This is a genomic window from Streptomyces sp. NPDC033229, from assembly GCF_055576875.1.
The window spans coordinates 119934-144673 of sequence record NZ_JBVIQR010000011.1 but is presented as its reverse complement, the minus strand read 5'-3'; the positions used below and the strand labels follow the sequence as shown (position 1 = coordinate 144673).

The following is a 24740-nucleotide window of genomic DNA, read 5'->3' as shown; positions in this document are numbered from 1 at the left end:
TCACGGATGGAACACCTGAAGGCCGGGGCGCTGCTCGCCGCGTGGGAGGCGGGACTCGCGTCCGACGACGGCGGGCGCGCCCTGCTCCTGCACGGGCTCGCCCGCCCGGGATCCGAAGCCGGGGAGCTGCTCTCGGTGCCGGTGGGCCGGCGGGACGCCGAGCTCTTCGCCGTCCGGCGGGCGCTGTTCGGGGCGCGACTGGAGGTGCGCACCGACTGCGCCGAGTGCGGGGAGGAGATGGAGTTCGCGTTCGACGCGGGCGGCCCGGGTACCGCCGGCGACGTACCCGACAAGCCGATCCGCGTCGAAGTGGGGGAGTGGACGGTCGAGTTCAGACTGCCCGCCCCTGCCGACCTCGCCGCGGTCGAGGCCGTACCGGAGCACCGGGCCAGAGCCGCGCTGCTGGCCCGGTGCGTCCTGCGGGCAGAGCACGGCGGCCAGGACGTAGCGGACCGGCCCCTGCCCGACCATGTGCAGCGACGGATCGCCGAGGTCTCCGAGGAATCCGATCCGTTCGCCGACGTCACCCTCAACGTCACCTGCCCGGCGTGCGGGAAGGCCACCCGGGCCGAACTCGACATCGCCTCCTACCTATGGGCCGAGCTGGACGCCTGGGCCCGCGACACCCTCCTGGACGTCCACCTGCTCGCCACCGCGTACGGCTGGAGCGAACCAGAGATCCTGGCGCTCAGCCCGCTGCGGCGCCGCTACTACCTGGAGCTGTGTGCGGATGCCTGACTTCTTCGACCGGCTGCTGGCACGCCACGTGCCCGGCCGACAGGGCGCGCCGACCGCCGTGGCGAGGCTGCGCCCGCGCCTGCCAGGGCCGTTCGAACGGATCGAGACCGCCGGGACGGACGCACCCCCGCCGACCACCGGGCCCGCGCCCGCTCCCGGCTCCGCCCGGAGCGCCGGGCCGTCACCCGTACCCGCGCCGCCGCGTCCGGCCCCACCGGCCGCCCCGCCCGCGCCCCGCGCGACGACGACACCGGCCCCGGAACGCCCCGCCCCGGCGGTACGTCTCGTCCCCGCGCGACCCCTGCTCGTCGCCCCGCCCCTACCGCCGGCCGCCACCGCCGCACCGAACGGCGAACGGGCGCAGGGCCGGCCCACCGGCACCGCACGGCCGGACGCCACCGAACGGCCCTCGGCACAAGCCACCCGGCGTTCCGCCCCACCGGTCGCCCGGCCCTCCACGCCGACACCCGGCACACCCGCCGTCCCGACCGTCCGCCCCAAGTCTCCCCGGCGGCCCGCCGACGGCACGGCCGTCGGCGACCGGCGCCGACGCCAGAAGCCACCCGAGCGGGTCGTCCACGTCAGCATCGGCCGCCTGGAGGTCACCGCCGGGCAGCGGCAGGGCTCGGCGAAACCGGACCGGCGCTCCGGGACCGAAGACGGCGGACGGCCCGGGCCCGCCATGACGCTCGACCAGTATCTGGGAACGGGGAGGGGCGGGGAGTCATGAGCAACTCGTTGGCCATCGCCACCGTCACCGAAGCGCTGCGCCTGCTCATCGCGAACTCCGTCGCCCTCGACGTCCCGTTCGCCGTCGACGTCGCCGCCATCAAACCACCCGCCCAGCCCCCGGCCCAGCCCACGGTCACCGTCTTCCTGTACCAGGTCACGCCCAACGGGACGCTGCGCAACCGCGACACACCGACCCGCACGGGCGACGGCACCCTGCTCACCAAACCCGCCGCCGCCCTCGACCTGCACTATCTGGTCAGCTTCTACGGTGACGAACGGGAACTCGTCGCCCAGCGCCTGCTCGGCTCGGTCGTCCGCACCCTCCACGAACTTCCCACGCTGCCCAAGGAGTTGATCGACGAGGCCGTGGCTTCGCCGTTCCTCGTGGGAAGCGACCTCGCGGCGGCACCCCAGCGGGTGCGGTTCACCCCCTCGCAGATGGACGTGGACGACGCCTCGAAGCTCTGGTCGATGCTCTTCCAGACCCCCTACGCGCTGTCCCTGACCTATCAGGGCACCGCCGTCTTCATCGAGGGCAGACAGGAGCCCATCGCCGGAAAGCCGGTCCTGCGCCGCACCGTGCGGGCCATCCCCACCCGGCAGCCCCTCATCGACCGGCTGCTGTCCCGCCCCGCCGGATCACCACCCGGCACCGAACCGGTGGAGGGACCGGTGCCGGCGGGCCACGAACTGGTCGCCCGCGGCACGGGGCTGCGAGCCGACCGCGTCTCCGCCCGCGTGGGCGGCCGCGAACTGCCGCTCGACGCCGACAAGGTACGCGACGACCAGGCCGTCATCCGGGTGCCGGACGACCTGCCGCCCGGCGTCCACCCGGTGCAACTGCTCCACGCCCTCGACCTGGGCGTACCGGCGACACCGCACTGGGGCCTGGAATCCAACGCCGCCACGTTCGCCCGCCGCCCCGGCATCACCGGGCCCATCGGCGTCGAGGGCCGCACCGGCGACGACGAGATCTCGGCCGTCCTGGTCCTCGGCCTCGACATGCCGCTCCGCGCCGACCAACGGGTGCTGCTCCTGCTCGACGAGCAGCAGCCACCCCCGGGCCGACGCCCGGCCGGATACCAGTTCCGCGCGCCCTTTCCGCTCGGCCAACGGCCCGACCCCAAACGGCTGAGGATCGCGATCGCGGGTGTACGGCCCGTCGCCTACCTGGTGCGGGTCCAGGTGGACGGAGTGCCGAGCGCGCTCACGTTCTCGGCCGGGGGCACGTTCGACGGACCGGCCCTCGACCTCGGCGAGACGCGCTGACGGGGGCTGGACGGTGACGAGACGGGGGACCGGGCGGTGCACCGCTACACGTCGGGGGAGGACATGAACGAGCGGCACGACGCACACCAGCGGGCGCTCGCCGCCGCCGTGGAGGCGGTGCTCCGACGCCTGGACGCGCACGCCTCCACGCGCCCGCGCGCCGGGACCCGCACCACCCCGGACGCACCGACCGGCGAACCCGCCGCCGGAGACGCGAGGTCCGCGCCCGCCCCGGCGAGCGGCACCCCGTCCTTCGACGCCCTGGCGGTCGTCGTCTCCTGCCTCGGTCTCACCCCCTTCGAACGCGATGTGCTCGTCCTCGCCGCCGCGGCCGAGACCGACCCGACCACCGGCTCCCGCTGCGCCGCCGCCTGCGGCGACCCGGCCCGCCCCCACCCCACCTTCGCCCTCGCCCTGGCCGCCCTCGACGACCCGCACTGGAGCGCGCTGACCCCCGTCGGGCCGCTGCGCCGGTGGCGGCTGATCGAGCTCGACGACGAAACGTCCCCGACGACGTCACGCTTACGCCTGGACGAACGCATCCTGCACTTCCTGGTGGGCGTGCCCTACCTGGACGTACGCCTGCACGGACTGCTCAGACACCGGGCCCCCGGCCGGGAGGAGCTGCCCCCCGGTCACCAGGACGCCGCCGAGAGCATCGCCCGCGCCTGGTCCGGTGCCGAGCTCGACGGGCCGCCGCACACCGAACTCGTCGGCGCGGACCGCGCCACCCGCTGGGACATCGCCGCCACCGCCGCCGACCGCGCGGGCCTGGCCCTGTACACCGCCTCCGCCGACGACCTGCCCACCGAGCCCGCCGAACGGCACCGGCTCGCCCGGCTCTGGCAGCGCGAAGCCATCCTGCTGCCGGCCGCCCTCCTGATCGAGGGCGGTGACCGGGCGGCCGAACGCCGCGGCGCGGCCGAGGCCTTCCTCGCCGAGCTGCCCGTACCCGTGATCGTCTCCAGCGACGAACCCCAGCCGGGCCTCACGGCACGCCGCGAACGGGTCATCGCCCAGCCCCTCACCCCCGACGAGCAACTGCGGCTGTGGACCGGGGCACTCGACGGCGTCGCGGGCGTCCGGGAACAGGACGTACGAGACCTCGTCGCCCAGTTCTCGCTGCCCGCCCATGTCATCCGCTCGGCGGGTGCAGCGGTCCGCCGGGCCCCCGAGGGCGACGCCAAGAAGCTGGCGTGGCGAGCGGGCCTGGCCGAGGCACGCATGTCCCTGGACGAGCTCGGGCGCCGGATCGAACCCCGCGCCGGATGGGAGGACCTCGTCCTCGCCGACCGCCAGCGCGAGGCGTTGAGAGAAGCCGTGGCCCACGTGCGGCGCCGCGCCACCGTCTACCAGGAGTGGGGCTTCGAGGCGGTGCTGCGGCGCGGCCTCGGGGTGACCGCCCTGTTCGCCGGGGGGTCGGGAACGGGCAAGACACTCGCCGCCGAGGTCGTCGCGGGCGAGCTGGGCGTCGACCTGTTCGTCATCGACCTTTCCCAGATCGTCAGCAAGTACATCGGCGAGACCGAGAAGAACCTGCGGAGGGTCTTCGACGCCGCCGAGCGCGGCGGCGCCCTGCTGCTCTTCGACGAGGCCGACGCGCTGTTCGGCAAGCGCAGCGAGGTCAAGGACAGCCACGACCGCTACGCCAACCTCGAAGTCAGCTACCTGCTGATGCGCATGGAGGCGTACCGGGGACTCGCCATCCTGACCACCAACATGAAGCAGGCACTCGACCAGGCATTCATGCGCCGGATCCGCTTCATCGTCGACTTCCCCTTCCCCGGGGTACCGGAGCGCGCCGAGATCTGGCGCCGGGTCATCCCCCGGCAGACACCGAGCAAGGACCTGGACCCGGAGCGACTGGCCCAGCTCACCGTGGCGGGCGGCTCCATCAGGAACATCGCCCTGTCGGCGGCGTTCCTCGCCGCCGACGAGGGCAGCCCGCTGCGGATGCGGCACATGCTGGCCGCCGCGCGTACCGAGTACGTGAAGCTGGAACGCTCGCTGACCCCCTCGGAGGTACGCGGATGGGAGTGACGGATCCGGGCCGCGGTCCGGGGCGCGATCATTGGGGGCGCGAGCATCCGGGGCGCGTTCATGTCGAGATCGGCGAGCTGGCGCTGCACGGTTTCGAGCATGTCGACCACGAACGCGTCGCCGAAGCCTTCCGGCACGAACTCCACCGGCTGGTCCGGGACCGCGGTGTCCCGATCGCCGGGGACACCGGCGTCCGCCTGGACCTCCTCCGAGGTCTGCCACCGCTGCCGGCCACCGCCTCCCCGCACCGGCTGGGCGCGGCGCTGGCGCGCGCGGTGCACGCCGGTCTGTCGGGCCGGGGAGACACGGGCGTGAGTCGTACGGCCCCCGGGGGGCGGGACGCATGAGCCGGGTGAAGGTGTCCGCCGGTCACCAGCAGACGAACGAGGCTGCTTCGCAGCAGCGCAAACGCAAGGCCCGCGCGCCCAAGGCCCGCACCCCGGAACCCAAAGAGATCATCACCGGCGCCGGACAGCCGCTCGACCTCGGCCTGCGCCGCGAGCTGGAGGAGCGGCTCGGCCACGACTTCAGCCGCGTCCGTGTCCACACCGACCGTGACGCGGCTCTGCTGACCGACCTGCTGGGCGCGGACGCCGTCACGGTGGGCGAGGACGTCTTCTTCGCCGAAGGGAGGTTCCGCCCGGGAACGGAGGACGGCCGGCGGCTGGTCGCCCACGAACTGCTGCATACCGTGCAGGCGCCGCACCCCCTGGGCGCGTTGAAGGCGGGTCGTGACCTCGGCGCGGTCAGCATGCCGCAGGACGCGGTGGAACGGCAGGCCGAGGACGGCGCCCGCTCGGAGCGCCCGCGCCCGGAGGTGACGCGGAACGCCACACCGGGCTGGCTGCGGTACGCGCGGGTGCGCGCCGACCAGTTCCGCACCGAGCTGCTGGACCCCGCGACGCTGGTGGACCGCCTCACCGCGGGCATCCTCCGCTCGCTGCGCGGCGACCCGACGGACGCGGCCGGGCGAGTGCGGCAACAACTGGTGCGCTTCGCACCGGAGTTGAAGGCTTCGGTGCTGGAGAGGCTCTCCCTCCGTTTGCCGTCGTCGGACCATGAGCGGCTGCTGGAACTGGTGGAGCGGACCGAACGCGGCCCGGCGGAGACGGACGCGGGGGTGATCCCGGGGCCGGTGACGGAGCCGACGCACGAACCGGCCGAGGAGCCCGACGTCCCGCCGAAGGAACTGCCGAAGGGCCCGGCGGGGGAGAAGGGCGAGGAAGAGGAGGGGGAGAAGGAGGAGGAAAAAGAAGGCAAGCAGAAGGAGAAGCAGAAGGACAAGGGCAAGGACGAGAAGTCCGAGGAGGAGGCAAAGGAGGAGGCAAAGGAGGAGGAGCGCGCCAAGGACAAGGAGTCCAAGTCCCGGCCCCCACAGACGAACCCGGCCGGAACCGAGCATCCGCAAGAGGCCGCTGTCGGCGCCGCCGGCGGGGCTGTGGTGGGCGCTGAACCGCCCCAGGTGGCTGCCGCCGCGCAGGCCCCCGGTGCGCCCGAGCAGCAGCGCATGGCCGGGCAGCGCCGCCCTGCCGAGGGTTCCAGGCCCAAGGCCGTCGACCGGCGCCAGGACCAGCAGCCGGGTCCGGCCCGCCCTGAGCAGGTGGACAAGCTCGCCGGTGCGAAGGACAGTCCGCTGGCCCGGCACGGCCTGCTCGACGAGGAGAACGGCAAGGCGGAGGACGAGCCGCTGGGCGTGGAGGCGGAGGCCGAGAAGGAAGTCGAGACCCCGAAGGACGAGGAGCCGGAGACCGTCAAGCCGGCCGGTCCGGAGCTGCGTCCGGAGGACTTCGTCCCGAGCACCGATCTCGATGTCTCGTCCGTGCCGACCGCCGACCGTCTCGATGTCTCCGCCGGCGGACCGGCGGCACAGGAAGCACCCTCGTTTCCCGAGCCGCCGAGCACGAAGGCCGACGAGATCCAGCAGGACCGGGAGAACGAGGCGGAGGAGGAAGCCGAGGAGGCACCCGAACCGCCCGCTCCCCAACAAGCCGCGGCCGACCGGCCCGCACCGACGCCCGAGGCCGACGCCTCGGCCCGGCGCGAGGCCGACCGGGAGGCGGAGAGCCGCACGGCGCGGGACCTCCAGCCGGACAAGCCGGTCGAGCAGGAAGTCGGACCCGACCCGGAGGCGGGGAGGCCCGAGGCGGGTCGGCTGGGCCCGGAGACGGAACAGGAGGCGGCGCCCGAGCCCTCCTACAGCGACGGCCCCAGCCGGCTGGACACCGAACCGGCTGCCGCCGAGGCCACGCCGACGGATCTGCGGGGCCGCTCCGAGCGGGCCCGCCCGGGCGGGCCGGAACCCGCCGGAGCCCCCGGCGACCTGGCCGAGACCGAGGAGCCCGGCCCCGGTCTCGGGGCCATGGGTCCCGCCGCGGAGCAGGCCGAGGCACCCGGCGCCTTGGGTGCCCCCGGTGCGCAGGCCGGTCCGGATGCCTCCATGGAGGACGGCGGTGGCGCCTGCGCCGGCGCCCCGCAGCCCACCACCGAGGAGGCCGGTGGCGGCGAGGGCGGCTGTGGCGGCGGTGGCGGTGGGGCGGGCGGCAAGGAGAAGGAGGCGGAGAAGCCGGCACCTCCCGATGTCTCCGGCCAGGACCCCCCAAGCGCCCTCGCCACGGCCGGCACCCTGCCGCCCGACCAGATGGTGTCCACGCTCGACGGCGTCGACGGGGCGGTGGACCGCTCCGTCGGTGAGCAGCACGCCGCTCTGGATGCCGACGCCCCTACCGCGCAACGCCCTTCGGGTGCCCCGCGCACGCTCTCCGGCACACCGGAGGAGGCGGCCCCCGCCCAGCAGGTCACCGAACGCGTCGAGCGGGAAGGCGCTGAGGGCGGTAAGGAACAAAAGAAGGCCGACGGAGAGAAGGTCGCGGGACAGAACCCGGCGGCCGACGTGTCGCGCCCCAACGTCGCGGATGACGCGGCGAACCAGGTGACCGCGCAGGACGTCCAGAACATGCAGCACGCGGTGGGCGAGGTGCCCACCTCGGACCTGTCCTTGAACACCACCGTGGGCACGGCGCCCAAGGTGCAGCTCACCGGGGAGAGCGACCCCCGGCGCACCGACAAGCAGGCCGAGAACCTCAAGACCTCGTCGGCGAAGATCCTCGGCGTCGGCCGCGAGGACGCGGCCAAGCCGATGGGCGAGGACCAGATCTACCCGGACGTGCCCGGGGAGGTGCTCAAGGGCGACGTACCAGGGGGCAGCGGCGGTGCGGGCGGGCGGCGCCGGGCCGGCGCGGCCGCCGCGGCCAAGCCGGGGGTGGCGGTCGTCGCCCAGCAGGAGCGGGGCCCGCAGATCCAGGCTGCGGTCGGCCAGGGCCAGGGCCGCATGGGCCAGGAGCAGTCCCAGCAGAAACAGGCCGAGGCCGAGGAGCGCCGCGCGAGCCAGGAAGCCCAGGACCAGGCCGTCGCCGAGAACGCCGAAGCCCAGGCGGGCGAGCGCGGCCAGGCCGCCGAGCAGGTGCGGGCCGAGCGCACGCAGTGGCAGTCGGAACAGGACGAGGAGATCGGCCGCGCCGACACCGACGCGGTGAAGGAACACGGCGACAGGAACAAGGAGATCGACACCAAGCGCACCGACACGGACAAGGACGTCGGCAAGCGCCAGGACGAGGACAACAAGAAGATCCAGGACAACCGGAAGGAGGCGGAGGAGAAGGCCCGTAAGGAGAAGGAACGCAAGAAGGAGGAGTCCTCCGGCTGGTGGGGCTGGGTCAAGTCCAAGGTGAAGGCGGCCTTCGACGCGCTGCTGAGCGTGGTCACCGGGATCTTCGACTTCTTCCGCAAGATCGTCAACGGGATCATCGAGAAGTTCCGGGAGTTCGCCAACTGGGCGATCGAGCAGGCCAGGAAGTTCGCGGTCGAGCTGATCAAGAAGCTCGCGGACGCGCTGATCGCCATCGGTGATGTGTTGCTGGCGGCGTTCCCCGAGCTGCGCGAGAAATTCCGGAACAAGATCCGGCAGTGGCGTGACCAGGCCATAGCCAAGGTCAACGAGTGGGCGGACAAGCTCAAGGCAGCCGTCAACAAGCTCCTCGACGTGCTGGCCGCCGGCCTGAACAAGCTGCTGAACCTCCTGGAGAAGGGCCTCAAGGCCGCGGTCAACATGGTCCGCGACGCGGTGGTGGCCGCCATCGACTTCGCGCAGAAGGCGATCGCGATGCTGGGCCAGTTCGCGGCACTGGTCGCGGACATCGCCCCGGACCCGGGCGGTTGGCTGTCAAAGCTGGGCACGGCAGCGAAGGAGGGTATCCAGAACCACCTGTGGGGCGCCGTGAAGACGGCGGTGAAGTCGTGGTTCAACGAGAAGGTCGAGTCGGTGCTCGGCCTGGGCAAGACCATCATCAACGTCCTGGTCAAGGGCTGCGTCTCGATGGCCCAGATCGGTCGGATGGCCTGGCAGGCGCTGGTCCAGTCGCTGCCCGCGATCATCATCTCCATCGTGGTGGAGAAGGTCGTCTCGATGATCGTGCCGGCCGCCGGTGCGATCATGACGATCATTCAGGGCCTGATGGCGGCCTGGGGCACGATCAGCAAGATCATCGCCGCGTTCGGCAAATTCTTCGGCTTCCTCAAGGCGGTCAAGAGCGGCGTCGGAGCGGCTTGCCTGTTCGCCCAGGCGGTCGCGGCGGGCGTGGTCGCGCTCCTCGAGTTCATCACCAACTTCCTGCTGAGCCGCTTGAAGCTGGCTGCGAAGGGGGTCGGCGGGCGGCTCAAGGCGATGGCCCAGAAGATCATGAAGGGCCTGGCGAAGGCGACGAAGGGCCCGCGGAAGGCGGCGGGGGCCGCGGTGAACCGGGCGAAGGCGAGCCTGGGCCGCGCGGCACAGGCTCTGAAGGGCCCCCGCCGCCCGGGGCCTCGGCCCCGGCCGACCTCGGCGAAGCGACCGACTCGGCGTGAACGCACGCCGTCGGGCAAGGCGACCCCGGCCAGGGGCACGCCGACCCGCACCAAGCCGAGCCGCCGGTCGCCGGCGGGCCGCGCGCTGAACGGCGCCAAGGCGGCGGTGAAGGGTGCCTTGAAGAAGGTGAACAACGCGGCCCGGGCGCTGGGCCGGAAGCTCAAGAACAGCAAGCTGGGGAAGTCGCTGACGAACGGCGCGAAGAAGATTCGTGAGGCGTTCACGCGGCAGCGGGACCGGTTGCGGGAGCGGTGGAACAAGCGCAAGCAGCAGCGTGATGAGCGCAGAAAACGCGAGAACTCGCCGGAGGCGAAGGAAAAGCGGCTTGCTCGCATTGTTGCCCGCATACGGCCGAAGATTCGAAAGCTGTTCGCCCGTGGCGTTCCCAAGCCCGCGCTGAGTGCTGTTCTCGCGGGGATGCGGGCTTGGTATCGGCTCTCCTCCCTCGCGATTCGAGGTGCGGAAAAATTCGGGATCCAGGCAGTACTCAATCCGGAGGACCTAGTCCTCGAAGGGTTGAAGGTAACGATCCCTCAGCGTGAGGTCCTGGATTTCCTGCACAAGCTTGCCATAGAGATAGAGAACAATCCCACTATCGTCAAGGCGAGTGAGCATGTAAATATCACTCAAAAGGAGCCGGGTGTTGTCCCTCGGCATACAGTCAGCAAGCCTGTTCCGCCTCCTGCCATTACGCGCAAGACGCGAGGCATGGACATGTTGAATCAGAGGGAGCAGGAAGCCCTGGACTTTTCGGACGCTGGAGGGGAAGCCTCCCTGCGCCGGACCCAAAAGGGGGACAAGCCTGCCAAAAAGGTGGTGGTGGGCGAAGGGTTCAAATCGGCTGAACAACTCAGCCACATCTACCTCACCAAAAAGGTGAAAGGGGAGACGAAGGTAGGCATCGCGGAGGAATTGACCGAGAAAAATCAATGGGATGGTTTCGTTAAGTACGCCGATAATTTCTTCCGGGGGAAGCCACAGGCCAAGGATATTCCCAGGAAGGAGCGGACCGACATGCTCAAGACCGCGTGGCTTCTGGGCGGTCAGGAAGTGGAGCGTGATCCGCTGGCCATGGTGACGAATGCCCTTACGGTGCAGAGGTTGGTCAAGGCGAACGAGGGGAGTCGTGGAAGCGGGGAGATGGAGAAGATATTTGAGTCCTTACCGGCAGCCTTTCCGGGATCTGAGTCCGGGGGAGAGCGGCTCGGCGAGGATCTGACCGGTGCTCGGCCCATAGAGGAGGAGAGGGCGAGGATCCGGGAGCGACGCGAACGGGATCTGGAGCGGTTAAGGCAGAAGGCGGCGGACCCGAAAGCGAAGCCTGAGGACTTGAAGGAAGAGCGCAAGAAGCTGGACAATAAATACACAAGGGACATGCGCCCCATTCGCAATGCCGGTACCCTTGCGGACCGGCACGTAAATTCAGTATCGACCTGGATCAAAGATTTCGGTGTCGAGGGAAAGGTCGAAGCTATAGTGAAGGCCATGAATATTCAAAGTGGGCAGGAGTACGAGGCGAAGGTCAAGGAGCTGATCTTCCAAGAGGTTCGGGTAGCGGTGATAGAGATGTACACGGCCGCTCACCGAAATTAGCTCGCCTTTGCTGCAAGGGGGTCTGATGTGAAAGATTACCTACACCAGTCGCGCCGCTATGTGCTTCGTTCGGAAGTGTCGGCAGACGACATCGATGAATTCGCTCTTGCGTGGGGCTGGCCCCTTGTTCATGAAACCCCTCGTGACAGGGACGAACAGGTCGACGGCCAGCTGATCTGGCAAGGGCTGCCCGATGTTGCGCTGCACTTCATCGTTGACGCAACGTCCGGCGTCGCCTACGTGGTGTTCACCGGAGATGGTCGGAGCAGTGTGGAACCTTTCGAGCAACAGTTTGTCGATCAGATTCCCCTATGGGGGCTCGATGAATTGTTCCGGGCGTTCGATGAAGCTGAAGATGCGCGTTCGTGTGCTCAGCACGCGCTGCGGATTGGTCTGGCCGCCCCGCAAGAGTTCGACGAGGGTGTGTTCCGGAGAATCAGCGAGACCATCGCGAACAGCGAACCAAAAGTGCGTTACGCAGGTCTGTGGGCCACGTCTTACACCGGGTACCAGCGGTTCGTCCCGGTGCTCCGGGGAGTCTCGCTCGAAGATCCAGAGGACTACGTGCGGTCGAGAGCGCTGAGCATCGTGGAGGCATTCGAGGCGGAGGGGAGCCAGTGACCCGCTACGCCGACCTGTCCAAACCCATCCGCTCCGGAATCGTCATCATCGACCCCCAACGCGGCACCCCCCGCGGCATCATCGTCCTCCAGTTCAACCCCGACTCCCTGGAGCGCTCCCTCACCCCCCAAGGCGCCGGCGCCGAAGGGGCCGGTGACCGTACCGAGGCGTTACGGCTCAAGGGCCCCGCCGCCGAGACGTGGAAGTTCACGGCGGAGATCGACGCCACCGATCAGATGGAGCTGCCCGTCCCGCAGGGGATCCAGCCTCAGCTGGCCGCGCTGGAAACGTTGCTGCACCCGGCCAGCGCGCTCCTGCGGCGCAATCAGAACCTCGCATCCCTGGGGACCTTGGAGATCACGCCGATCGAGGCGCCCCTGACCCTGTTCACCTGGGGGCGCAGCCGCGTGCTTCCCGTTCGGCTGACCGAGCTCACCATCACCGAGGAAGCCTTCGATGTCGAGCTCAACCCCATCCGGGCCTCGGTCGGGATCGGGCTGCGGGTGCTGACCGTCAACGATCTGCCCACCGGACATCGCGGTGCGGAGCTCTACCTCGCGCATCTCGCGCAGAAGGAGCAGCTCGTCGGGCCCGCGGCCGGCGGGAACCGCGGTGCCCTCGGGCTCGGGAACGCAGGGGGTTTCTGATGACCTATGACACTGGGAACGGCCACACACCGGACGCGTTACCCGCGCCCTCCGCCTATCCCCGCTCCAGCCGCTATCACGCGATACCCGTCGCCGTGCACACCGAAGCCGACGGTCGGCAGACCCCGTATCTCCGGCGGCGCCTGCTGCCCGACCCCGCCCGGCTGAGCACGCTCACCGAGCACACCGTCAGCGTCGGCGACCGGGCGGACCTGCTCGCGTACCGCTACCTCGGCAGCGCCGAGCAGTGGTGGCAGATCGCCGACGCCAATCCCGTCGTCGACCCCGGGGAGCTGACCCGGACGCCGGGGCGCAGGCTCAAGATCGCGCTTCCGGCGGGCGTACCGGGAGCCGCGAATGGCTGACGCCCCGGTCACCACCGGACCGATCCGGATGACCCTGATGATGGGGCCCCGGATCCCCGTGCCCGTGCCGCAGCCCGTCACCGACGCCTTGCTGTCCGCCCAGGTCACCGTGGCCAGCGGGCAGCGCAGCGGGTTCCAGCTGGCGTTCGACCTGTCGAAGAACGGGCTCATCAACACCGCCCTGCTCCCGGGTGGGTTCTTCGACCCCGAGATCCGGGTTGTGCTCGTCGTCACCGTCCAGGGCACGCCGACTGTCCTCATGGACGGTGTGCTCATCCGTCAGGAGGTCGGGGTCAGCAATGAGCCCGGTCAGTCCACCCTCACCGTCACCGGCGAGGACCTGACGGTGCTGATGGACCTGGAGGACAGGACCGGTACGGACTATCCGGCGATGTCGCCCGCCGGGCGGGTCGCCGTGATGCTGACCCGGTACGCCCAGTACGGCATCACCCCGCTGGTCGTCCCCGAGCTGATCCCGCAGATGTCGGTGCCGACCCACCGTGTGGAGGCCCAGAACGGGACCGACCTCGCCTACATCAGTGAACTGGCGAAGGCCAACGGCTATGTCTTCTACCTCGACCCGGGGCCCGTTCCGGGGATGAGCCGGGCCTACTGGGGGCCGGAGGTGCGGCTCGGTATTCCCCAGCACGCGCTCAACGTGAACATGGACGCCCTGTCCAACGTCGACCAGCTCACCTTCGCCTTCGACGGCACCGCTCGCGAAGAGCTGAGGGCGCGGGTGCAGATCCCCGCCACCAAGATCTCGACCCTGCTGCCGATCCCCGAAGTGAGCATCCTGCGGCCCCCGCTGGCCCTCAAGCCTGCGCCCGCGCTGAAGAAGACGACGGTCAACGACGCCGCCAAGAAGGAAACCGGTTCGGCCCTGGCCGAAACCCTCGCCAAGGCCATGGAGTCGGCCGACGCGGTGTCGGGGTCCGGGCAGCTCGACGTCGTCCGCTACGGCCATGTGCTGCGCCCCCGCGAACTCGTGGGCGTCCGCGGAGCGGGGATCACCTACGACGGCCTCTACTTCGTCAAGAGCGTCACCCACAACCTCCAACGAGGCTCCTACACACAGAACTTCACCCTCGCCCGCGAGGGACTGATCTCCCGCACGCCCGTCGTGCGCCCGTAAGCGCAAGGAGCCACAAGAAGCGCAAGGGGCCACAAGAGTTGTCAGAGCCCGACAGAGCAGGAGCACAGGAGCAGACGCATGGCCACTGAACCCACCCGCTATCTCGGCAAATACCGGGGCACCGTGGTGAACAACATCGATCCGGAGCGGAAAGGCCGCATCACGGCCCTGGTGACGGACGTCCTCGGTGAGACGCCGTCCAACTGGGCCATGCCCTGCTTCCCGGTGGCCGGCCGGGGGATGGGGCACTACGCGGTGCCACCGGTCGGGTCCGGGGTGTGGATGGAGTTCGAGCAGGGCAACCCCAGCGACCCCATCTGGTCCGGCTGCTGGTACGGACACGAGAGCGAACTGCCGACGCAGGCGCTCACCGGCCTTCCCGGCGCTCCCAACCACGTCATGCAGACGACGCTGGGCCGGCGGACCCTCGTGCTCTCCGACGACCCGGTCACCGGGATCACTCTCAAGTCCGCGAACGGCGCCTCCATCGTGATCAACGACTCCGGCATCCACATCGACAACGGCCAGGGAGCGAAGATCACGCTCATCGGCCCGACCGTGACCATCAACCAGGACGCCCTGAGCGTGACCTGAGAGGGGAGGGTTCTTTTGTCCGGGAATCTCTTACACGTCAACGCCACGGTGACCTGTCCGCACGGCGCACGGGCCACGATCCTGCCCGCGCAGACCCGGGTCGTGGTCAGTGGCAACGTCGCCGCCTCGGTGGGTGACCTCCACACCGTCAGCGGCTGCCCGTTCATCGTGGCCAACGTGCCGCATCCGTGTGTGACGATCCGCTGGGTGGTGCCCTCCACCCGGATCAGGATCAACGGCTCGCCGGCCGTACTGCGCTCCTCGACGGGCCTGTGCCTGGCGGCCGACCAGGCGCCGCAAGGGCCGCCCAACATCTCCGTGGTCCAGCAGCGGGCGGTGGGGCGATGAACGAGCGGAGCAGGGGGCCACGCCTCCGGGCCCCCGAGGCGGGGCCGCGCCGGACCGACATCGCGTTCCCGTTCCGGGTCGGCAGCCGGGGACGTACCGCGGACACCGGGTACGACGACCATGTGCGTGACCTCGTCGAGCAACTGCTGTTCACCAGCCCTGGCGAGCGGGTGATGCGCCCCGACTTCGGCTGCGGACTGCTCGACCTGGTCTTCGCACCGAACAGCCCCGAACTGGGCTCCGCGCTCCAGCTGACCGTGCAGGCGGCCCTGCAGCGCTGGCTCGGTGACGTGATCGAGGTGGAGTCCCTCGAGGTGGTGAGCGAGGAGAACGTGGTGCGGGTGCATCTGGTCTATGTGGTGCGCCGCACCGGCTCGCACCGCGTCGAGGAGTTCGAAGGACGGGGAGCGGCGTGATGGGCGGGGCAACGGCGCAGAACTGCGCCACGGAACGCAGACGGGACGAGGTCCGGCGGGCGGAACGGAGCGGCGTCGACGGCATCGAGGTGAGCGACGACGGCCGTACCCTCACCGTCACCTTCCTCGGCAAGGCACCCTCACCGTGCCACATCGGCCCGCAGAACATACGCATCGACGGCGGGCGCCGGGTCACCGGCATCCGCGCCGTCGAGGTCACGGTGCAGGTCGAGGAGGACCCGGAGCGCGACGACCGCATGCTGGTCACCGTCGACAAGCCCGGGGACACCTCCCGCTACCGACTGGGCGTGGTCGAGGCCGACGCCTACGGGCGGCCGGGCGAGCAGCCGTACCGGGGATTCGATCCGCGTTACCACCAAGCCGAGTTCGGCTTCGACCGCTCCTGTCCCACCCCCTTCGACTGCCGCACCTCACAGCCCTGCCCACCGGAGCCGGGGCCGCGCCCGGTCATCGACTACACCGCCCGCGACTACGAGAGCCTGCGGCGCCTGGCCCTGGACCGGATGACGCTCACCACCCCCGACTGGACCGAGCGGCACGTCCCGGACCTCGGGGTGACGCTCGTCGAACTCCTCGCCCACACCGCCGACCGGATCAGCTACCAGCAGGACGCGGTGGCCACGGAGGCGTACCTGGACACCGCCCGGCGCAGGGTCTCCGTGCGCCGCCACGTCCGGCTCATCGACTACCCGATGCACGACGGCTGCAACGCCCGCGCGTTCGTGGCCCTGGAGGTGGACGGCTGCCTGACGCTGGAGGCCGGAACGTTCCGGTTCGCCGCCGTGGACGTCAGCGGACTCCAGCCGCAGGAACGCCCGGAGCTGGGCACCGTCATCCCCGACGGGGAACTGGACACGATCGCCGAGAACGCCCTGGTCGAGGTCTTCGAACCGCTCGGCCGGTGCGACCTCGAACTGCGCCCGGAACACAACGCCGTACGCCTGTGGACCTGGGGCGACGAGGAGTGCTACCTGCCTGCGGGAGCGACGGCTGCGACCCTGCGCGACGAGTGGCGGGACGGGGACGGCACGGAAGAGGGGGGAGAAGGGGGCGAGGAACGGGAACGGGTCCTCGCGCTCAGCCCCGGCGACGTCCTGCTGATCGAGGAGGTGCTCGGTCCGCGTACGGGCGCGCCCGCCGACGCCGACCCGGCCCACCGCCAGGCCGTCCGGCTCATCTCGGTCACCCCTGCCGTGGACGAGCTCTACGACCAGCCCGTCGTCGAGGTGACCTGGGCCCCGGCCGACGCACTCACCTTCCCGGTCTGCCTGTCCAGCCGCGGCGGCACCGACTGCGCGCTCCTGACCGACGTGAGCCTGGCCCGGGCGAACGTCGTCCTCGTCGACCACGGCCGTTCGCTGACCCACTGCGACGGCGAGCCGGAGTGCGTTCCCGTGCCGCCCGCCCCCGTCGTCGTCGCCGGGTGCGAGCCGCCGGAATTCGGCTGCGGCGACCGCGCGGAGACCACCGGTTCCGCCGCGGCGCTGCACGACCTTCTCGACCTGACCCGGTCGGGGCATCAACTGGACCCCGACCACGTCCGTGAACTGCACCGGCTCGTGGGCGAGGCGGCCGTGGCCCGGGCCGGGCTCGACATCCACCTGGCCCCCGGCTTCGACGGTGAGGAGCAGGTCGTACCACCCGGCGCGGACGCGCAGGCCGCCGCCCTGGAGACCCTGCTCGCCCAGACCGGCTATCCGCGCCTGCCCGTGCGGTTCCGTCCCGTACTGCCGTACGCGCCCGTCACCCAGGCCACTCCCTACCCGGCCCCCGCGCACGTCGCCGCGGGCCAGGCCGACCTTCTCGCCACCCTCCCCGAGCGGCTGCGCGTACGGCTGGAGGAACTGTGGCACCAGGTCCATGAGGGCGAAGACCTGACACAGGAGCAAACAGCCGAGCTGACGGTCGTCTTCGGCGCCCGCACCCTCGACCGGTTCCAGCTGGGCCAACGGCCCGCCCAGGCCCTGCGTGAGCTGATCGCCCGCCGCGAGCGGCTGCTCGCGGGCAAGCTGCGCCGCCTCTCGGTGCTCGTGGCCCGGGCCCGCGCCGGCGGCGTACTCGACCGGCGCACCGTTTGGGAGGTGCGGCACAGCTGGGGCGAGGAGTACGCCGACGGCCTCGACCCCGCCGACCCCCGGCTCGCGGGACCCGCCGCCGCGACCGGCCAGGACCCCCGCTCCGCCCTGCCGGCCGTCAGCGCCGTCGGGGAGCCGGCCGACGGCGCCCGGACCGGGCGCCGAACGAGGTGGCTGCCCCGCCGCGACCTGCTCTCCAGCGGCCGCAGGGACCGTCACTTCGTCGGCGAGCTGGAGGACGACGGCAGGCTCGCCCTGCGGTTCGGCGACGGCCGGCACGGCGCCGCGCCGCCGCCCGGCTCCCGGCTGGAAATCGCCTACCGGATCGGCAACGGCCCGGCGGGCAATGTCGGCGCCGAGGCCGTCAACCACCTCCTCCTGTGCGGCTCCGGCTCCTGCGAGGTCACCCGGGTACGCAACCCGCTGCCCGCCGCCGGGGGCACCGAGCCCGAGTCCCTGGACGACGTCCGCCAGCTCGCCCCCCTGGCCCTGAAGCGGTCCCGGCTGCGCGCCGTCACCGCCGGGGACTACGCCGAACTGGCCGCCCGCGTCCCCGGGGTGCAGCGCGCCGCCGCCGACATCCGCTGGACCGGCGCCGCCTGGGAGGTCCACGTGGCCGTCGACCCGCTCGGGACCGCCGCCCCCGGCGCCGTGCTGCTGGAGACCGTCGGCCATGTCCTCGACGGCTACCGGCGCATCGGCCACGACGTGGTGGTCCACCCGGCCCGCCTGGTCCCGCTCGACATCTCCCTCACCGTGTGCGCCGCCCCCGGACACCAGCGCGGGCACGTCCTCGCCGAGCTGCGCCGGACCCTGGGCACCGGGGTCCTGCCCGACGGCCGGCCCGGATTCTTCCATCCGGACGCCCTCACCTTCGGCGAACCCGTCCGCGTCAGCCGTCTGGTCGCCGCGGCCGCCGCGGTACCCGGTGTGCTGAGCGTCCACGCGACCCGGCTGCGCCGGCTCCACCACCACGACGACGGTGAGCTGGAGGCCGGAGTACTGCGGCTGGGCCCCCTGGAGATCGCCCAATGCGACAACGACCCGGACTGGCCGGAGAACGGCCGGCTCGCGATCGAGATCGGAGGCGGCCGATGAGCGGCCGATGCGACTGCGGCTGCCGGGGCACCTCGGCGGCGCCGCCCACCGAGGTGACGAACCCGCCCGGCCAGAGCGCGATCCACTACCGGGTGGGCACTTACCGGGAGTTCCTCTCCTCCATGCTCGCCCGGCTGTCCGGCCCTGCCTACCCGGCGCTGCGCGATCTGACCGTGCGCACCCCCGACGACCCGGCGATCGGCCTCCTCGACACCTGGGCCGTCCTGGGCGACCTGCTCACCTTCTACTCCGAGCGGATAGCCAACGAGGGGTATCTGCGCACCGCCACCGAGGACGGCTCCCTCACCCTGCTCGGCAGGCTCGTCGGGCACCGGCCCCGCCCCGGTGTGGCCGCGGACACCTTCCTCGCCTACACCCTCGACCGGGACCCGCGCCCCGGCCAGGAGACGCCCGTGCTGATCCCGCGCGGCGCCCGCAGCCAGAGCGTGCCGGGGCCGGGGGAGGAGCCGCAGTCCTTCGAGACCTCCGAGGAGCTGACCGCCCGCTGGTCATGGAACGAGCTCGCCGTGCTGCGCCGCCGCCCCTACCAGGTGACGCCCGACCGGCTGGAGAAGCGCACGGAGCTGTTCGTCGCGGGTACGGCGAACAACGTGAAGCCCGGCGATCAGCTCCTGTTCGTCTTCAGCGCCGAGGAATCCGCCCGGGACAAAAGGTTTCTGCGCACCGTTCCCCACGTGCGCGTCGACCGTGAGAACGACGTGACCGCCATCGGTCTTCCCGTCGCCGCGCAACCGTCGCTGAAGAGGCTCCGTGAGGAGCTCGGGAAGTGGATCGCCCCGTCGGCGAAGGACTCGCCCCACCCCCGGCCCAAGAACAGCCGCCTCGTCGAGCGGTTCGACAAGGACGTCCTCGCGCCGCTGCGCGACGACCTGGACGCGCTCAAGACCGCCACCGCGCTCGCCGACCGTCTGACCCGCGATGGGGAACGTGTTCACGAGGCCGCCGAACTCGCCCGCCGGTACCAGGACATCGCCGGCTGGTTCGAGACCCTGGCCGCGAAGTTCGCCGAACTGATCGGGCAGGCCCGTGCGTTGGAGCCGCCGCAGCCCTCGAAGCCGTCGGCCGGTGGCGGGGAGGGGGAACCCCTGTTCGCCGGACTGCGCCTCGGGGCCGACGCCGTGGCGGAGCGCGGCGGGCAGCGGACCGCGGCGATAGAGCCGGACGAACCCGCCAACCCGGCCTTCCGCGGCCTGGGCGCCCTGCTGCCCGCCCTGCGGACCGCGCCCGTCCGGCCCCCGGCGGGCGCCCGCCACCTCGCCCGGGACCCCGAGCGTATCTACGCGCCCGGCTCCGACATCGGTGCCCAACTGCTGGCCGCCCTCGACACCAGGGTCCGTGACGGTCTGCACGACGCCTGGCGGCAGGTGGACCTGACCGCGCCACTGGCGCTGGCCACGGTCCAGGTGATGAGGGCCACCGCGACGCCGTTCGGCGCGACCGCGCCCATGAAACCCCGCTACAAGAACAACAACGAGATCGACTCCTACGAGGACTGGCCGCTCAGCGGAAGCACGTCACTGGACACCACGGTCACCTACGACGCGGCGGGCACCGCCCCGGTGAAGATCAAGTTCACCCACTCGGTCGCCGACTCCTCCTCGCCGACCAAGGAGCTCACCCTCCCCGACGACGAGGAGATCAACAAGAAGGTCCCCGACGTCGGCCCCGGAGAGGTGCAGGTCAGCACCCTGCTACCGCCGCCCGAGCGGGACCCCGAGCCGGGAGGCGCGGCAGGCGAGGCCGGTGAGGTGGCACCCCCGCCGCCCCCGGACCCGCACAAGCTCGGCGTCCGCGCGGAACTGCTGCCCAAGCTGCCCAAGGCCACCGTGTTCGTCTCCCGGCCCAACAGCGACAACAGGGTGCTGGTCACCGTCACCGACGGCGCCGCCACCGTGGAATACCCCCTGGGGCCCGACGAGTCCGCCCAGCAGCGGACGCTCGGCCGGCTCACCATCAACGTGGCCCGCAGGACACCCACCGGCAAACCCTCCACCGTCAGCGTGACCATCGGCACGCAACTGGAGGTCACCGACCGGAACAAGCTGGCCCTCGACGCCGTCTACGAGGGCATCGGCCCCGGCAGCTGGGTCGCCGTCGAACGCCCCCGCAAGGGCAGCCCCGGCCAGATCCCCGGCAGCAAGGAACTCGCGCTGGTCGTCACCCGGGTCACCGGCGTGCGGGTCCTCTCCCGGGCCGCCTTCGGCATCACCGGCAAGGTCACCGAACTCACCCTCCAGGACGACTGGCTCGACGCCGACGACGTCTCCCTGGCCCACATCCGGGACGCCACCGTGCACGCCCGCGGCGACGCCCTCCGGCTCGCCGAGGAGACCGTGACCGAGGACATCCACGGCAACGAGATCGAGCTGGCCGGGCTGTACGACGGGCTGGCCCCCGGCCGCTGGCTGGTCTTCAGCGGCGAGCGCACCGACATCCCCGGCACCACGGGGGTGCGCGGCACGGAACTCGCCATGATCGCCAGCGCCCGGCAGAGCGTCGACCCCGCCCTGCCGGGCGACGCGGTCCACACCACGCTCGTGCTCACCGCGGACCTGGCCCACCGCTACCGGCGCGACACCCTGCGCATCCACGGCAATGTGGCACGGGCCACCCACGGCGCCACCCGGGACGAGCCGATCGGCAGCGGCGACGCGGGCAGGGCCCACCAGACGTTCACCCTCTGGCAGTCCCCGCTGACCTGGCTCGCCGCCGAGAACGCGCTGGGCGCCCAGAGCACCCTGGAGGTCCGGGTGGACGGGGTGCGCTGGCGGGAGGTCGACAGCCTCGCCGGGCGCGGCCCGCAGGAACGTGTCTTCGTCACCGGCACCACCGACGCGACCGATTCCGCAGGCGCCACCGCCGGCCGGACCACCATCACCTTCGGCGACGGCGTCCACGGCTCGCGGCTGCCCACCGGACACGAGAACGTCCGTGCCCGCTACCGCATCGGCGTCGGCAGATCCGCCAACGTCAAAGCCGGCCGCATCACCCAGCCCACCACCCGGCCTCTCGGGGTCACCGCCGTCGTCAACCCGCTGCCCGCCACCGGCGGCGCCGACCCGGACGGCCCCGGGCTCGCCCGCCGCAACATCCCCCTGGCCGTCACCGCGCTCGACCGCCTCGTCTCCGTGGCCGACTACGAGGACTTCGCCCGCTCCCGGGCCGGCATCGGCCGCGCCAGTGCCCGGGAGATCTTCGACGGCACCCGGCGCAGCGTGCACCTGACCGTCGCAGGCGTCGACGACATCGAACTCGGCAACGACTCCGACATCGTCCGCACCCTGCGGTCCTCCCTCGCCGCCCACGGCGACCCCCGGGTGCCGGTCACCGTGGCTGTACGGGAACTGGTGCTGCTCATCGTCGCGGCCAACATCCGGGTGCACCCCGACCACTCGTGGGATCTGGTCGAACCGGCACTGCGCCGCGCACTGCTGGCCCGGCTCGGCTACCCGGCCCGCGAACTCGGCCGGCCCGCGTACCTGTCGGAGGTGCTGGCGACGGCCCAGTCCGTACCGGGCGTGGACTACGTGGACGTGGACGCCTTCACCGGGGTGCCCGGCAGCCTGACCCCCGAAGGCCTGGAGAAACTGCCCGAGAGACTGCGGCGCCCGCAGGCGGTGGTCGAGTCCCGGCTCGCCGCGTACGACGAGGCCCGCTACCAGGTGTCGCCCCCGGGCCAGGAGACCACCGAGACCCTCACCGCGGTGGCCGCGAAGAACGGCATCACCGTCGCCGAACTGCTGCGGCTCAACCCCGACATCACCGACACCCGGCCGCTGCCGAAGGGCCGCACCGTGTTCGTCTTCCGCGGCATCCGCCCGGCGCAGTTCGCGCTGCTCTCCCCGGACGTGCCGGACACACTGATCCTTAAGGAGGCACGGGCGTGAACCGTGAGCCCGACGGCCTGCTGGAACTGCTCCCGCAGTGGCACCAACTGCGCGACGCCGAGGCCGGGGAGCCGCTGCGGGCCCTGCTGGCCGTGATCGCCGAGCAGGTCGACCTGGTGCGCTCGGGCGTGGAACAGGGCTACGAGGACTGGTTCGTCGAGACCTGCGCCGACTGGGCCGTGCCCTACCTCGGCGACCTCGTCGGCTACCGGATCCTGCCCGGCTACGAAGAGGTGCTGACCACCGGCCTGTCCCCGGGCGGCCCCGGCGGCGGCAGGGCCGCGTCCCGACGGCGCCTTGCCGCCCGCCTCGCCCCCCGCCGCGACGTGGCGGACACCGTCGCCAACCGGCGCCGCAAGGGCACTCTGGCACTGCTGGAACAGTTGTCGGCGTCGGTGGCCGACTGGCCCGCCAGGGCGGTGGAGTTCTCCCGACTGCTCGGCGCCCACCAGCCGGTGCGCCTGTTCGGGACGGGCCAGGAGGCGGCCACCGCGACCCGGCTGACCCGGGGACGGCTGCTCGACGTCCGCGAGGGGGCCACGCTCGACCTGCTCGGCGGGGCCTTCGACGCGGCCGCGCACAGCGTCGACGTGCGACGGGCCGGATCCGCCCGCCGCCGGAGCGGATACACCCCGGCGGGCGTCGGTCTGTTCGTATGGCGCCTGAAGCCCTACTCGGTGACCCGCGCCCCCGCGTACTGCGTCGACCGGGCCCGCAACCTCTACACCTTCTCCATCCTCGGCAACGACAGCCCACTGGTGGCCAAGCCCGAACCCGAGCCCTCGGCCTCGCACCTGGCGACCATGGACAACGTCCCCGTCCTCATCCGCCGCCGACAGCTCGCCGACCGGCTCACCGACACCTACGGCCCCGGCCGCTCCTTCGCCCTCTGGCGGGACGACGACGAGGAGCCGGTGCCGCCCGCGGACATCGTCGTCGCCGATCTGTCCGACTGGACCTACCGGGCCCGGCGCGGTCAGGTCGTCGTCGATCCCGAACTCGGCCGGATCGCGTTCGGCACCCGCTGCGCGCCCCGGCACGGGGCATGGGTCAGCTACCACTACGCGTTCAGCGACGACACCGGCGGCGGGGAGTACCCGCGCGAACGCGACACACCGCCCCGGTCCACCGTCTACCAGGTCGGACCGGGCCGCCCCCACGAGCGCATCATGGACGCCTACGAACAATGGCGCTCCGACGGCGGCGCCGAGGCCGTCATCGAGCTCACTCACAGCGGCGCCCACCAGGAGCAGCTCGACTTCGACCTGTCCCCCGGGGAGCGGCTGGAGCTGCGCGCCGCCGAGGGCGCCCGGCCGGTGATTCGCCTGCTCGACTGGTACAGCAACCGGCCCGACGCGCTCAACATCCACGGCAACCCCGGTGAGGGGCCGGGGCCGCGCGTCGTCCTGGACGGGCTGCTCGTCACCGGCCGCGGCATCAACGTGACCGGCCCCGTCGGCTCCGTCGTCATCCGGCACTGCACGCTGGTGCCGGGCTGGTCGCTGGAACCACGCTGCGAGCCGAACTCGCCGCAGGAGCCCAGCCTGGTCCTGGAGTGCACCACGGCCTGCGTACAGATCGAACGCAGCGTCCTCGGCACGATCGAGGTCGTCGGCGACGAGGCCGGCACCGATCCGCTGGAGATCCACATCGCCGACAGCGTCCTGGACGCCACCGGCTCCGACCGCGAGGCCCTCTCCGGCCCCGAGTGCCGGCACGCTCACGCCGTGCTGCACGCCCACCGCACCACGGTGATCGGGGAAGTCCACGTCCACGCCGTCGACATCGCCGAGGACAGCGTCTTCACCGGCCGCGTCCACGCGGCCCGGCGCGGCATCGGCTGCATGCGGTTCTGCTACGTCCCGCCGGGCTCCCGCACTCCCCGCCGCTACCACTGCCAGCCGGACGAGGTACGCGCCGCCGTGCGGGAACGAGCCGAGAAGGACGGGACGGTCCAGGCCGACGTGCCCGCACTGCAGGACGCCGAGGCCGCCCGCGTCCGACCGGTGTTCACCAGCGTCCGCTACGGCACCCCGGCCTACGGCCAACTGGCTGACGGCTGCGCACCGGAGATCACCCGCGGGGCCGAGGACGGCTCCGAACTCGGCGCGTTCCACGATCTCTTCCAGCCCCAGCGCGAGGACAGTCTGCGGGCCCGCTTGGAGGAGTTCTCACCGGCAGGCACCGACGCCGGGATCATCCACGTCACCTGACCCCGCCCGACGGACCCAGGGGAACGA

16 protein-coding genes are annotated in these 24740 nt (G+C 71.6%); all 16 read left to right on the top strand.

Translation table 11 applies throughout. The features are described from left to right. The first annotated feature begins 6 nt into the window (after nucleotides 1-6). The 16 genes from ACZ53N_RS13005 (at nucleotide 7) to ACZ53N_RS12930 (ending at nucleotide 24713) form a co-directional block, all read left to right on the top strand. Nucleotides 7-738 (top strand): T4 family baseplate hub assembly chaperone, encoded by a 732-nt coding sequence (locus ACZ53N_RS13005; protein ID WP_469140932.1) that lies wholly within the window; start codon nucleotides 7-9, stop codon nucleotides 736-738. Further along, nucleotides 731-1468, top strand: coding sequence for a hypothetical protein (locus ACZ53N_RS13000; protein ID WP_469140931.1), 738 nt, complete (start codon nucleotides 731-733; stop codon nucleotides 1466-1468). The genes ACZ53N_RS13005 and ACZ53N_RS13000 overlap by 8 nt, the downstream gene beginning before the upstream one ends. Then, complete coding sequence (locus ACZ53N_RS12995; protein ID WP_469140930.1) at nucleotides 1465-2739, top strand: Pvc16 family protein; 1275 nt, start codon at nucleotides 1465-1467, stop codon at nucleotides 2737-2739. The genes ACZ53N_RS13000 and ACZ53N_RS12995 overlap by 4 nt, the downstream gene beginning before the upstream one ends. A gap of 36 nt (nucleotides 2740-2775) precedes the next feature. Further along, nucleotides 2776-4779, top strand: coding sequence for an ATP-binding protein (locus tag ACZ53N_RS12990; RefSeq protein WP_469140929.1), 2004 nt, complete (start codon nucleotides 2776-2778; stop codon nucleotides 4777-4779). After that, nucleotides 4770-5126: a hypothetical protein gene (locus tag ACZ53N_RS12985; protein ID WP_469140928.1), complete on the top strand. Its 357-nt coding sequence runs from the start codon at nucleotides 4770-4772 to the stop codon at nucleotides 5124-5126. Before ACZ53N_RS12990 ends, ACZ53N_RS12985 begins: the two co-directional genes overlap by 10 nt. Then, a complete protein-coding gene (locus ACZ53N_RS12980) occupies nucleotides 5123-11272 on the top strand; it encodes an eCIS core domain-containing protein (protein ID WP_469140927.1) in 6150 nt (2049 codons plus the stop codon). The genes ACZ53N_RS12985 and ACZ53N_RS12980 overlap by 4 nt, the downstream gene beginning before the upstream one ends. Before the next feature lie 27 nt (nucleotides 11273-11299). Beyond that, the gene (locus ACZ53N_RS12975) at nucleotides 11300-11893 is read left to right on the top strand and encodes a hypothetical protein (protein WP_469140926.1); all 594 of its coding nucleotides are present in this window, start codon (nucleotides 11300-11302) and stop codon (nucleotides 11891-11893) included. After that, nucleotides 11890-12540, top strand: coding sequence for a hypothetical protein (locus ACZ53N_RS12970; RefSeq protein ID WP_469140925.1), 651 nt, complete (start codon nucleotides 11890-11892; stop codon nucleotides 12538-12540). Before ACZ53N_RS12975 ends, ACZ53N_RS12970 begins: the two co-directional genes overlap by 4 nt. Then, nucleotides 12540-12905 (top strand): hypothetical protein, encoded by a 366-nt coding sequence (locus ACZ53N_RS12965; protein ID WP_469140924.1) that lies wholly within the window; start codon nucleotides 12540-12542, stop codon nucleotides 12903-12905. Before ACZ53N_RS12970 ends, ACZ53N_RS12965 begins: the two co-directional genes overlap by 1 nt. Further along, on the top strand, nucleotides 12898-14040 hold the full coding sequence (locus tag ACZ53N_RS12960) for a hypothetical protein (protein ID WP_469140923.1): 1143 nt from the start codon (nucleotides 12898-12900) through the stop codon (nucleotides 14038-14040). The genes ACZ53N_RS12965 and ACZ53N_RS12960 overlap by 8 nt, the downstream gene beginning before the upstream one ends. A gap of 78 nt (nucleotides 14041-14118) precedes the next feature. Next, nucleotides 14119-14634 (top strand): phage baseplate assembly protein V, encoded by a 516-nt coding sequence (locus tag ACZ53N_RS12955; RefSeq protein ID WP_469140922.1) that lies wholly within the window; start codon nucleotides 14119-14121, stop codon nucleotides 14632-14634. A gap of 15 nt (nucleotides 14635-14649) precedes the next feature. Next, entirely contained in the window at nucleotides 14650-14982 is a 333-nt protein-coding gene (locus tag ACZ53N_RS12950; RefSeq protein WP_469140921.1) for a hypothetical protein, read from the top strand. Next, nucleotides 14979-15398: a GPW/gp25 family protein gene (locus tag ACZ53N_RS12945; protein WP_469140920.1), complete on the top strand. Its 420-nt coding sequence runs from the start codon at nucleotides 14979-14981 to the stop codon at nucleotides 15396-15398. The genes ACZ53N_RS12950 and ACZ53N_RS12945 overlap by 4 nt, the downstream gene beginning before the upstream one ends. Further along, complete coding sequence (locus tag ACZ53N_RS12940) at nucleotides 15398-18592, top strand: putative baseplate assembly protein (RefSeq protein ID WP_469140919.1); 3195 nt, start codon at nucleotides 15398-15400, stop codon at nucleotides 18590-18592. The genes ACZ53N_RS12945 and ACZ53N_RS12940 overlap by 1 nt, the downstream gene beginning before the upstream one ends. After that, a complete protein-coding gene (locus ACZ53N_RS12935) occupies nucleotides 18589-22500 on the top strand; it encodes a putative baseplate assembly protein (RefSeq protein ID WP_469140918.1) in 3912 nt (1303 codons plus the stop codon). Before ACZ53N_RS12940 ends, ACZ53N_RS12935 begins: the two co-directional genes overlap by 4 nt. Next, a complete protein-coding gene (locus tag ACZ53N_RS12930) occupies nucleotides 22497-24713 on the top strand; it encodes a hypothetical protein (protein WP_469140917.1) in 2217 nt (738 codons plus the stop codon). The genes ACZ53N_RS12935 and ACZ53N_RS12930 overlap by 4 nt, the downstream gene beginning before the upstream one ends. The last annotated feature ends 27 nt before the right edge of the window (nucleotides 24714-24740 follow it).